At 37.0% G+C, this 11,941-nt stretch carries 10 protein-coding genes, 1 riboswitch and 1 other annotated feature; of the genes, 7 read left to right on the top strand and 3 right to left on the bottom strand.

The window, feature by feature from the left end:
• Position 1 precedes the first annotated feature (1 nt).
• Genes KVT27_RS17305 through KVT27_RS17325 form a run of 5 tightly spaced genes read left to right on the top strand, consistent with a single transcriptional unit; the run spans position 2 to position 5,119 of the window.
• Positions 2 to 1,060, top strand: a complete 1,059-nt coding sequence (locus KVT27_RS17305) for a Gfo/Idh/MocA family protein (protein ID WP_036145200.1) — start codon at positions 2 to 4, stop codon at positions 1,058 to 1,060.
• A 1-nt stretch (position 1,061) separates the two neighbouring features.
• Positions 1,062 to 1,943, top strand: a complete 882-nt coding sequence (locus KVT27_RS17310; RefSeq protein WP_036145202.1) for a sugar phosphate isomerase/epimerase family protein — start codon at positions 1,062 to 1,064, stop codon at positions 1,941 to 1,943.
• 14 nt (positions 1,944 to 1,957) lie between these two features.
• Positions 1,958 to 3,109: an ROK family transcriptional regulator gene (locus KVT27_RS17315; protein ID WP_036145204.1), complete on the top strand. Its 1,152-nt coding sequence runs from the start codon at positions 1,958 to 1,960 to the stop codon at positions 3,107 to 3,109.
• An 18-nt stretch (positions 3,110 to 3,127) separates the two neighbouring features.
• Positions 3,128 to 4,129, top strand: coding sequence for an asparaginase (locus tag KVT27_RS17320; protein WP_217581676.1), 1,002 nt, complete (start codon positions 3,128 to 3,130; stop codon positions 4,127 to 4,129).
• 12 nt (positions 4,130 to 4,141) lie between these two features.
• A complete protein-coding gene (locus tag KVT27_RS17325) occupies positions 4,142 to 5,119 on the top strand; it encodes an N-acetylglucosamine kinase (protein ID WP_217581677.1) in 978 nt (325 codons plus the stop codon).
• 48 nt (positions 5,120 to 5,167) lie between these two features.
• Here KVT27_RS17325 and KVT27_RS17330 read toward each other — a convergent pair whose 3' ends face one another.
• Positions 5,168 to 6,334 carry an FtsW/RodA/SpoVE family cell cycle protein gene (locus KVT27_RS17330; protein WP_036122900.1) on the bottom strand — a complete coding sequence of 389 codons (1,167 nt, stop codon included), beginning with the start codon at positions 6,332 to 6,334 and terminating at the stop codon, positions 5,168 to 5,170.
• A 244-nt stretch (positions 6,335 to 6,578) separates the two neighbouring features.
• Here KVT27_RS17330 and KVT27_RS17335 point away from each other — a divergent pair, with 244 nt between their 5' ends.
• Positions 6,579 to 8,249 (top strand): HAMP domain-containing methyl-accepting chemotaxis protein, encoded by a 1,671-nt coding sequence (locus KVT27_RS17335; protein ID WP_217581678.1) that lies wholly within the window; start codon positions 6,579 to 6,581, stop codon positions 8,247 to 8,249.
• A gap of 348 nt (positions 8,250 to 8,597) precedes the next feature.
• The gene (locus KVT27_RS17340; RefSeq protein WP_217581679.1) at positions 8,598 to 9,551 is read left to right on the top strand and encodes an L-threonine 3-dehydrogenase; all 954 of its coding nucleotides are present in this window, start codon (positions 8,598 to 8,600) and stop codon (positions 9,549 to 9,551) included.
• A gap of 181 nt (positions 9,552 to 9,732) precedes the next feature.
• Here KVT27_RS17340 and trpB read toward each other — a convergent pair whose 3' ends face one another.
• Positions 9,733 to 10,896, bottom strand: a complete 1,164-nt coding sequence (gene trpB / locus KVT27_RS17345; RefSeq protein WP_036122907.1) for a tryptophan synthase subunit beta — start codon at positions 10,894 to 10,896, stop codon at positions 9,733 to 9,735.
• Positions 10,897 to 10,954: 58 nt separating this feature from the next.
• Positions 10,955 to 11,155 (bottom strand) — a binding site (T-box leader).
• A 66-nt stretch (positions 11,156 to 11,221) separates the two neighbouring features.
• Complete coding sequence (locus KVT27_RS17350) at positions 11,222 to 11,707, bottom strand: QueT transporter family protein (RefSeq protein WP_025115449.1); 486 nt, start codon at positions 11,705 to 11,707, stop codon at positions 11,222 to 11,224.
• A gap of 6 nt (positions 11,708 to 11,713) precedes the next feature.
• Positions 11,714 to 11,758: riboswitch (PreQ1 riboswitch) on the bottom strand.
• Positions 11,759 to 11,941 lie beyond the last annotated feature (183 nt).

Here is an 11,941-nt window from a genome sequence, read left to right on the forward strand (position 1 = left end):
CATGGACAAATTAAAAGTTTGTGTAATCGGAACAGGCTCTATTTCGGATTATCATTTAGGCTCTTATATGAAAAATCCATCAGTTGAGTTATATGGTGTGTATGATACTTCTATTGAGAGGGGGAAAGCAAAAGCTGCTCAATTTGGAGCCACTCATGTTTTCTCTTCTAAAGAGGCATTATTTGCAGATAAAAATGTAGAAGCTGTCAGTATTTGTACATGGAATAATACACATGCAGACCTAGCCATTCTCGCTTTAGAAAATGATTTACATGTACTTATTGAAAAACCCTTATCTATGACTTATGCGGAGGCATTAAACATCCAAAAGGTTGCCGAAAAACATCGTAAAGTATTTCAGGTCGGCTATGTAAGACGTTTTGCAACGAACACAAAGGTGCTGAAACAGTTCATAGATGATAATAAATTAGGCGATATTTATTATGCGAAAGCTTCTTGCTTAAGAAGATTAGGTAATCCAGGAGGTTGGTTTGCAGAAATCGATAAATCTGGTGGTGGCCCATTAATAGATTTAGGTGTCCATGTTATTGATATATGCTGGTACTTAATGGGAAGACCGAAAGTGAAGCGTGTAACAGGTCACACCTATAATCAATTAGGAAATAGAAATCATATTGAACATTTATCTTTTTATAAAGCGGCAGACTATGATGCTACTAAAAATACAGTTGAGGACTTAGCGAACGCCCTTATAACATTTGAGAACGGGGCTTCATTAATGGTGGATGTTTCCTATACGCTACATGCCATAAAAGATGAAATGAGCATTAAATTATATGGCACAAATGGGGGTGCAGAACTAGAGCCTGAGCTGAAAATTGTAAGCGAGGAGCATAACACCATTTTAAATATTCATCCTCAAATTAACGATCTATCTTTTGATTTTGTAACAGCCTTTCAGAATGAAATCAATACGTTTGTTGATTGCTGTCTTCACCAATATGATTCAGTGGCACCTGTTGAGGATGGGGTAGAAATTATGAAGATTTTAGAGGGGATTTATATTTCTGCAAGACAAGGAAAGGAAGTCGTATATTAAAATGGTGAAATTAAACAATAGAATTGGTGTGATTGTAGATAGCTTTAGATTGCCTATACGTGAAGGATTGCTAAAAGCGAAGGAGGTCGGTGCACAAGGTGTCCAAATGTACGCTGTTTCAGGTGAGCTAGATCCGGATCATTTAGATGCTGCACAAAGAGCAGAATTGAAGCAATATATTGTAGATTTAGGGCTTGAAATTTCAGCATTATGTGGAGATTTGGGAGGACATGGCTTTCAAGATAAACACGAAAATGAATGGAAAATAAAAAAATCGAAGGATATTATGCAATTGGCAAAAGATCTTGGTACATCGATTGTTACGACCCATATTGGGATCATTCCTGAAGATGAGAATGATCCAATCTATCAAACTATGCTAGAAGCATGTGAAGAATTAGGGCAATTTGCTACATCATTAGATGCTTATTTTGCAATTGAAACAGGACCAGAGACGAGTCAAACATTAAAGAGATTTTTAGATAAACTATCAACAGATGGTGTATCAGTTAATTTTGATCCTGCCAATATGGTAATGGTAACCAAGGATGATCCTGTGGCGGGAGTGAAGCTTTTAAGAAATTATATTGTACATACACATGTGAAGGATGGCATTCAATTACAACAAACGAATCCAAAAGACGTGTATGGGTACTTAGGATACGATTCTGGAACATCTCATGATAAGATAGAAGAAATGGTGGAAAATGGGGATTTCTTTAGAGAGCTTCCACTAGGTCAGGGAGATGTCAATTTCGAGCTTTATTTTTCAGCTTTACATGAAATCGGATACAATGGCTATTTAACTATTGAACGAGAAGTGAGATCAAATCCCGAAAAAGACATCAGAGAGGCTGTACAATTCATAGAAATGTTTAAATAGGGGATGAATCTAATTTGAAAAAGCAAGATCAAGTACAAATGAGAAGACAAAATAAGTATATTGTGCTTGACGCAATTAGGCAGATGGCACCGATTTCAAGAATTCAATTATCAAAGTATACAAAAATGAGTCCTACGACTATTACTCGTATTGTGCAGGAGCTAGAAGCGGAAGGCTTTATACTTGAAGGGGTTTCAGAGGAAACCGCCATTGGTAGACGGCCAACATTAATTCATATGCGTGAAGATGCTTTATATACTATAGGAATCGAGATAGATTGCTTTACAATTCGACTTGGTATATTAGATTTTCTAGGAAAACTGATCGCTTTTCAGGAAATCAAATGCAGCATCAAGCATCGGTATGAGGAAGCAATCCATCTATTAAAACGCTCCATAGCTACTATTATGTCAGAATATCAGATTGCTCAGGAGAAATTATTAGGCATTGGAATAGGGGTACCCGGTGTCATTAATAACGAAGAAGGGATTATAGTTTCTTCTGAGCAATTAAAGTGGGAAAACTGTCGTATAGGAGAGGACCTAAATGGTGTTTTTGATTGTGAAGTCATCGTAGATAATGAATTGAAAATGCAAATCATTGCAGAAATTGGTGATATCTATACGCCTCTTTATTCAAATTGTATTTTAGTAGGGATGGGAACGGGCGTCGGAGCATCCATATTACTAAACGGAGAAGTGTATCGTGGCATTCAAAACAAAGCGGGGGAAATAAGTCATATAACGATTAATCCCTTTGGTGAAATGTGTCACTGTGGAAAACGAGGGTGCTTGTCGATGTATATTTCAGAAATGACCTTACTCAATAGAACACCTAAAAATCTTAATATTCAATCAATCGAAGAGATTTTACAGTGTGTGGATCAAGGCGAACAATGGGCAGTGGATATTCAACAAGATGTAGCTACATATCTAGCCATTGCTATCAATAATTTGGTGTGTTTATATGAACCGGAAGCCGTTATTGTTAGCGGTGAAATTATCGAGCACAATGTAACATTTCAAAAACTTCTTAGTGAAAAATGCAAACAATATATATGGAAAGAACTACAACCTCATTTTGTTTTACAGTTTTCAAACCAATTAAAAGAGGGCGTAGTCAAAGGAGCAGCATTACAGGCACAAAAGCAGCTGCTGTCTGTTTAAAGAAAGGTTGGTTGATTCGTGGCTTACTCAGAATTTTTGAAAGAGTACCGTTCAGGATTAATGGAAAATGTGCATTATGGACAAATGAGTGCTGTGAATCTAGCGAAGGAAGAATTCGTTTCAGTTGGTCAAGATTATGAGCCTGTGTATTTTCGTTCTGCAGCAAAACCATTCCAAGCCATTCCAATTTTCATGACTGATTTTATAGAAAAGTATGAGATAACTTCAACGGAAAGTGCATTATTTTTGGCATCGCAAAGAGGTGAAATTTACCATCAAGAGGCATTGACCTCTTTGCTGGAGAAAATTCCTGTTTGTGAAAATGATTTAATTTGCGCAGCGTCATATCCGCTTAACGAAGAACCAAAAACACTATATATTCAACAGGGATTCCAAAAAAGGAAGCTACTTCATAATTGTGCAGGTAAGCATTTAGGGTTTTTAACTGCTTGTCTGGCGAATGGCTATAATTTTGAACAGTATTGTCATCCAGATCATCCATTACAGCAAATGATAAAAAAATACATTGCTTATTTAAGTGACTATGATGAGGGGAAAATTCGCACGGGAATAGATGGTTGTGGTGCACCTGTTTTTGCGATTCCACTAAAAAATATGGCGATAGCCTATTTAAAGCTAGCACGGCCAGAATTGATTGATGATGATCAAGTTCGTGAGGCAGTAAAAAAGCTCACGACAGTTATGAATCAAGAAAATCAAATTATCGCAGCTCAAAATTTTATTTGTACAGCATTATTAAAAGATCCTAATATTGTAGCAAAGGGTGGAGCGCAGGGCGTATATTGTTTCGCTCTACGAAACGAAGGGGTAAGCTTTGCCCTGAAAATTATGAATGGCTCAGAAAGTCCATGGCCAAATGTAATTGCTTCTGTGTTAGAACAAATTCAGTATTCAAATGTTGAAACAATTGAGCGAATAAAAGCATTATCGCCTTCCTTTGTGCGAAATGACGCAGGGCATGAGGTAGGAGAAATCGTTTCCACAATTAAAATCGTATAGAGGTGAAGGCACTTGTATGTTTTGGCAATTGACGGTGGTGGAACGAAGACAATTGCTACCATCTCTACATTCAGTGGGCAAGTAATAGCCCTCGCAAAAACGGGTAAAAGTAACCCTACATCCATGAACATTGAGCAATTTACGCAGACGATAACAGAACTTATTAATCAATTGAAGAATCAACAACCGCTCCATTTTCATCAACTAACAAAATGCCATGCAGGACTTTCTGGTGTGACAGAAAATAATAATGATGACATTACACAGACATTATTAATGTCGCTTTTACCAGAAGGCTGTCAATTAACTTTATCAAATGATGGATTGAATGCACTGTATGCAGGAACATTAGGTCAACCTGGCATTGTTCAAATATCGGGTACAGGTGCGATTACATTAAGTATAGATTCAACTGGAAGAATTGAGCGGACAGCAGGATGGGGTTATATATTTGATGATGAGGGCAGTGGCTATGATATAGGTATTCGCACATTAAAGGCGGTTTTTAAAGAATTTGATAAAAGAGGTCCAGAAACGATATTAACTGGCGCTGTATTAGCCTATTTTCAAGTGCAATCTGTGCCACAAATTATTGAAATTGTATATGGTGAAGGGCATCCACGAGATATAATTGCGCCTTTAAGTAAAGTAGCGATAGAGTGCACAAAACGTGGAGATATAGTAGCAAATACGATTATAGATGAAGTGTGCCATATTTTTTATCAAAGTATCGATGCTTGTTACAAAAAAAATCCATTCTTCGCTGAACGTGTAAAAGTCGTGTTAGCAGGTGGAGTTTTTAAGGAATTGCCATTATTTATTAAAAAACTAGCTGTGCTGGATAAAAAGTATTGCAATCAATATGACTTTATGGGTGCTTCCAGCTTACCGGTAGGTGGTGCCGCGTTAGCCGCACTAAAATTACCTAGTAAGGAGGCTGAAATATTTATAAATCAATATAATGAAAGTATTCATGAGTTTTTAATTTAAGATGAATCCCTCAGCAAGTAGAGAATATCCTTCTCTACTTGCATTTAGTTAATCTCCTCTTTTAAACATATATCCCTTATAGGATTTATGAATAATCATGACAATTCCCATTAGCATGAAATTTGACAATAGTGAACTACCCCCATAGCTTAAAAAAGGTAAAGTAACTCCAGTGACTGGTAAAAGTCCAAGGGTCATGCCAATATTTTGAGTAATTTGGAAGGCTAATAAGCTTGATATCCCTGCGCCCATTAATGTCATAAAAGGGTCTTTTGCTTCAACAGAAATAAGAACAATCCTGTAGATGACAAAAAACAGTAAAGCAATGACAAATGCCCCGCCAGCAAACCCTAATTCCTCGGCAATTGCAGAAAAAATAAAATCAGTATGCTTCTCTGGCACATAAACATTATTATTCAGATAGCCCTTCCCGAAAAATTCCCCCGACCCGATGGCTAAAAAACCTTGGCGAACCTGAAACGAAGAATCTATGTAATCATAAGGTTGTAGCCAGCCATAAATACGAGATACTTGATGTCCTGATAGGGCACCTAAAATTTTTTCTGTAAAAAAATCATTAAATCTAACATAAAGTACTACAATTGTACTGATTAAAACTAGAGGTATGGCCGTAAATACAATCAGTAATTTCCTATGTATACCTGAAAAAAATAACATGGGTAGAATCATTGCCATGTATAACATAACCATGCCTGTGTCGGGTTGTTTATAAACAAGGAGCGAAGGAGGAAGGACAATAAGTCCAATTTTCACAAATAGCCATAAATCAGCTAGATAGGAAGGGCGTGCATTTTTCTCTTGATGAGAGATAATGATTTTACTCACAACAATTAAAAAGGCAAATTTTAAAAACTCCGATGGCTGAAGAGAACCTAGAAAGGGTATTTGATACCAAGATTTAGCCTCGTTTATCGTCCGTGCAATACTCTCTGGTGCTACTATGAGTCCAGCAGTTAACGCTACTGCTAATCCATAAAATGGCCATCCAATCTTTTTTAATTGTTCAATATCAAGTAAAGAAATCCCAAACATGATGATAAATCCAATAAGATAAAAGATAAATTGCTTAACAATGAAGGAACTGGCATATTGTCCGAAATTGACACTGCTAGAATGGACAAAAAGGCAGCTAAAACCTCCAAGTAAAAAGAGGCTCACAACTAAACTTCCATCCAATTTCTTAAGCTGCGACAAATGTAACACCTTCTTTCTATAGTTACTACTATAAACGCTGGTAATGTGTGGAAGGTTGCAACTATTTACATGATGTAGATAAGGGATAATGGTCTGAATCAATTTGTGCGGTAAATTACCTACTTGGGGATAGTGAGTGGGCATAATTTCTTAATTCTTCGTCTAATCTTTACAAAAACATAACACTGGCTTTATATCTTCATACTATCATTATTGGTAAGAGTTGGAGGAGGAGCCAGAGATCATGCATTTTTTTCGTTTCATAAAGGTGAAGGACAAGTTACTTGTACTTATGATTGTTTGTGTATTATCGAATGTATTGCTAGGTGTATTTAGTGTGGATTATTTAAGGAAAATGTCGTGGCATGCAAGTGAGAGTTACAAACAGGGGCTTGTTCCAATTGGGTGGCTAAATGAGCTGGAAGAATCGCAACGTCAATTAGATTTTATCGTCGATTCTGATGGCAATTATACAGGAATGGCTTCCATTTTAAAAGACGTGGATAAGCCGTTAGACCATTTAAAAAGCCAAGAAATTGATAAAAAAATGAGTCATCAAATTAATAAGTATAAGTCCTTGCTAGGGAAGCAGAGAGAATTGATTGAGGGCTACCAGCAATTGACCCAAAGTGAACAAGAGAAATTTTATTCTCAGACGTTTCTACCAATAAGTCAGGAAATTCATACATTATTAGAAGAAACACAAAACTACCTCGTTCAACGAGCAAAAGACCAACAACAGTCCTATCAAGAAGATGTACAATTTGGTTATTGGTTGCTTGGTGGTGTGTGTTTAACAGTTGTGATGCTAGTTATTATTATAGGGTTTATAGCAACAAAGGCGGTCAATGTCCCTACACGGCAATTAAAATCATTACTAAAACAGGCTGAACAGGGTGATTTCACTGCCAATGCAAGTTATGTGGCCCATGATGAGCTTGGTGAGGTGGTGCTGTCTTACAATCAAATGATCACGGAAGTGAAAAGTTTACTCCATACAGTTACGGACAGTGCCTACGAAGTGGAGGAAATGACCGGGAAATTACAGGAGTCCTCAGAGGAATCTTCAACAACGACATTGAAAATAGCAAAAGATGTACAGTCTATATCAGATTCAACGGTAGCGTCTTCTAATAAATTGGCTTCCAATACATCATCATTAGAAGAAGTTTTAAACGATGTACAAGTCATATTAGAAAAAATTCACATTGTAGAAAATTTCGCTCATAAAACTGCTCGAGATGCGGAAAGCGGAACTGAGATTGTGCAAGCCAATTTAGCACAAATGCAGACAATTAAGCAAGCTGTCGAGAAATCCAATACAGCCATCTTTAATTTAGTCGAACGAGCATCATCAATCGATCAAATGATTGAGGTCATTGAAAAAATAACGGCACAAACAAATCTATTAGCGTTAAATGCATCTATTGAAGCGGCAAGAGCGGGCGAGCATGGCAAGGGATTTGCGATAGTAGCGAACGAGGTACGCAAGCTTGCAGAGCAAACCGTTCATTCAACGCAAACTATTACGTCCATTGTACAAAACATTCATCTAGATTCAAGCTATGCAGTACAAATGATGGAGGGTGTGCTAATGGCAACCGAAAAAGGCGTTGCTGTAACTGGTCAAACAGCATTAAGTTTTGATCAGATTTTAGAAAAAGTACATACAATCAAGCCTTATATTATGGAAGTCTCTTCTACAGTTCAAGAAATTGCTAATCATACAAAAACGGTTAGTGATGATGCGGTTATGCTGACATCTTTATCTGATACGAATACTGAATCAACGAAGCATGTTGCTACTTTAACAGCCGATCAATTAACAGCACAGCAACAATTCCACAATTATATTAAAGAATTACGAAAGGTATCAAAAGTGCTACAAATAGCGGTTAAACGTTTTTCAATATAATTTAGTCCTTCATAAATTAATGGGCTATAGAATCTTCTTTGCAAAGCTAGCAAAGAGGATTCTTTTTATTTGTTCTAATAACTTGTTGGATGGGAGTTTTAAAAACTGTTCTTTCTGAATGTACAAATGTATTTAATATATTTTTGTAGCACAATAATTTAAAATGTTCATATACTGAGAAGTAAGGGATAGTATGTTTCTTTTATGAATATTTTTAATATAATTGTTGTATTTTCAAAACGAACACATTATAATGAATTTCATTGAAAGTGTTATTAAATCAATGTTTATTAATATATTATTGTGCTTTCCAGAAGTACAATTGTTCACATGTGGAGGTTTTGAGAAATGAAAAAAATTATGGTTACCGGAGCACTTGGTCAAATTGGTTCTGAGCTTGTAGAAAAACTTCGTAGTATTTATGGGGAGGACAACATACTTGCTACTGACATTAGAAAGCTTGACCATACTGAGGGCCCGTTTGAGATATTGGACGTTACAGATGGACAAAGAATGCACGATTTAGCAAAGGACTTTGGTGCTGATACAATGATGCATTTAGCAGCATTATTATCAGCTACAGCTGAAAGAAATCCTTTGTTGGCTTGGAATTTAAATATGGGTGGATTAATGAATGCTTTGGAAGTTTCACGTGAGTTAAATATGCAATTCTTCACACCAAGTTCGATAGGGGCTTTTGGGCCATCTACACCGAAGGAAGATACACCTCAGGATACATTGCAACGCCCGACAACTATGTATGGTGTTAATAAGGTGGCGGGGGAATTATTATGTGATTATTACTTTAGCCGTTTTGGAGTAGACACACGTGGGGTCCGTTTCCCAGGGTTAATTTCTTATATAACGCCCCCAGGTGGTGGAACGACTGATTATGCGGTAGAAATTTTCTACGAAGCGATTGAACAAGGCAAGTATACATCTTATATTCAAGAAGGTACGTATATGGATATGATGTACATGCCAGATGCTTTACAGGCAATTGTTGATTTAATGGAAGCGGATGGTAGTAAGCTTGTTCACCGTAATGCTTTTAATATAACAGCAATGAGTTTTGAACCATCGCAAATTGCAGCTGAAATTAAGAAACATTTACCAAACTTTACCATGAACTATCAGGTTGACCCAGTTCGTCAGGCAATAGCAGATAGCTGGCCAAATTCAATAAATATTGAAGCGGCACAAAAAGAGTGGGGCTTTAAGGCAGAGTACGATTTGTCAAAAATGACGGTAGATATGTTAGAAAAGCTAAAAATTAAACTGCATAAAAAGGCAATTTCATAATAGCGACTGAACGGATGAAGGAATAGACTTCATCCGTTTTTTTTATGAAATAAATGGGGGATATATATTCTTATTGGAATAGGCTCGTTTATACTTGTATTCTAAGATCAGCAAACATTACTTCATTAGTGTAAGTTTAAGAGCGATTTCCAATTTAAGAAATCGCTCTTTCATGTGTGAATTATTTATTTAACATATGAAAAACTTGCTCAACGTCCTTATCGCCACGACCTGAGATATTTATTATAATAATTTCATCAGCTGTAAGAGTGGGCGCCAGTTTTAGTGCATGGGCAACTGCATGAGAACTTTCAAGCGCAGGAATAATACCTTCTACCTTCGAGAGCACCTGAAATGCCTCTAATACTTCTTCATTTGTTACAGTAACATACTCTGCACGACCAATTGTTTTTAAGTGACTGTGTTCAGGTCCTGCACCTGGGTAATCTAAACCTGCGGCAATTGAGTATGTTGGTAGAGGATTTCCCTCTGCATCCTGAAGCACTAAACATTTGAAGCCATGTAGCTCTCCAGGAGTTCCCTCGTTAAGTGTAGCAGCTTGATCTGGCTCTATTCCGATAAGACGAACATTTTCATCAGCAATAAACTCTGCGAATGCCCCTATAGCATTACTTCCACCACCGACACAAGCTAAGACAGCTGTTGGTAGTTTTCCTTCTTTCTCCAAAACTTGTTCACGGCTTTCGCGGCTAATAACAGATTGGAAATGTTTAACCATTGAGGGGAATGGGTGTGGCCCAACAGCAGAGCCCAATAAATAAAATGTCGTTTCATAGTTTTCCACCAAATCCGCAAATGCTTCATCAACGGCATCCTTTAAACGTCCTTGCCCCTTATCAACAGCTACAACCTTCGCTCCAAGAAGCTCCATACGAAATACATTCAATGCCTGACGTTTAGTATCCTCTAACCCCATATAAATAGTACAATCCATTCCGAACATGGCACATGCAGTAGCGGTTGCCACACCGTGTTGACCTGCACCAGTTTCAGCAATAACGCGATTTGCGCCCATACGTTTTGCCAATAAAATTTGGCCCAATACATTATTGATTTTATGTGAGCCTGTATGGTTAAGATCCTCACGTTTTAAATAAATCTTTGCACCAGCCAATTGCTTCGTTAAATTTTCTGCAAAATAAAGAGGGGATTTGCGACCGACATACTCATGGAAATAATAATTCAATTCTGTATTAAAGTCTTCATCCTCTTTGAATTTTTGGAAATTTTCATCCAAAATAGTTAATACATGCTGAAGCTCCTCTGGAACGAAGCTACCACCAAATTCTCCAAAATATCCTTTGTTCTCTACTACTATACTCATCTTTCCTCGACTCCTCTACGCTCATTTTTTCATAAAAAAAGGCACTCCATTCCTTCGTGAAAAGGACGAGTAACCGTGGTGCCACCTTTATTCGCAATATATGCGCGCTTTCTAACTCCGATAACGGGGAGTAAATCGGCCTTACATTGGATAAGGCTGCTCTGAAGTCCATTCACAAGCACGTACTACTGGTTTACACCGACCACCAGCTCTCTTTAGAGTAACTATGCTTGCTACTATTCTTCTTCTCCGCATTTATTAGAAAGAATTGTAGAATGTTTTCAGAATATTGTCAAGAAAAAAAGACGAGTCTCGTAAGACTCGTCTATTCAATCATCTCTTTAAAGTGAAGGCGTTTATTTAGTATATACATAATAGGTGCACCAACCGCTAAGACAACGAATTCACCTGCCGCCACCGTGAGCCAAGTCCAAAAGAATGGTAGCTCTAAGGCTAAATTCAATTCAAAGGCGATTATAAACATAGTGCATGTAAATAAAAATGTATTGATGATTAAACGTGCCCAAATATTTTTAACAAATTTACAGATCAAAATGAACAAACCCAATGTAATCATAGAATGTCCAACACCAAATACTAAGTCGTAGATACCGAGTGGTGAAAAGATATTAGAAATAAATACCCCTATTATGATACCAACGGCAAAGCGTGGATTAAAGGCCACTAAATGGTTGAAAATTTCAGATACACGGAACTGCACCTCTGTAAAACCAAATGGTGCAACAAGCATCGTCACAGCAATATAAAGAGCTGCAATAATACCACTTGCTGCTAAAAATTTTATCTTCATATTCATTTCTCCTTAGTTTTTTTTCGTGGGATGGTTACGAACCACGGTGCTTTCACACAAGTCAATATTTTATTATACATATCTAGCAGAAGTCAAATGTCAGACTTTTTGTCAATATGACTAAATTCGCAAAATTGTCATAAATATTTTTTACTATTTTTAAAAAAGGAATCCAATAACGTAAATAGCGTAGTTTAGCGGTTTAAAGCGCCAAATTAAATGAAATGTTAAATT

This window comes from Lysinibacillus sp. GbtcB16 (assembly GCF_019091145.1).
In the GTDB taxonomy this organism is placed as follows: domain Bacteria; phylum Bacillota; class Bacilli; order Bacillales_A; family Planococcaceae; genus Lysinibacillus; species Lysinibacillus fusiformis.

Coding starts and splice junctions, on each gene's coding strand:
- trpB (WP_036122907.1), bottom strand. CDS start 10,896: ATGAGTATAGTAGTAGAGAACAAAGGATATTTTGGAGAATTTGGTGGT.
- KVT27_RS17305 (WP_036145200.1), top strand. CDS start 2: ATGGACAAATTAAAAGTTTGTGTAATCGGAACAGGCTCTATTTCGGAT.
- KVT27_RS17340 (WP_217581679.1), top strand. CDS start 8,598: ATGAAAAAAATTATGGTTACCGGAGCACTTGGTCAAATTGGTTCTGAG.
- KVT27_RS17350 (WP_025115449.1), bottom strand. CDS start 11,707: ATGAAGATAAAATTTTTAGCAGCAAGTGGTATTATTGCAGCTCTTTAT.
- KVT27_RS17335 (WP_217581678.1), top strand. CDS start 6,579: ATGCATTTTTTTCGTTTCATAAAGGTGAAGGACAAGTTACTTGTACTT.
- KVT27_RS17310 (WP_036145202.1), top strand. CDS start 1,062: ATGGTGAAATTAAACAATAGAATTGGTGTGATTGTAGATAGCTTTAGA.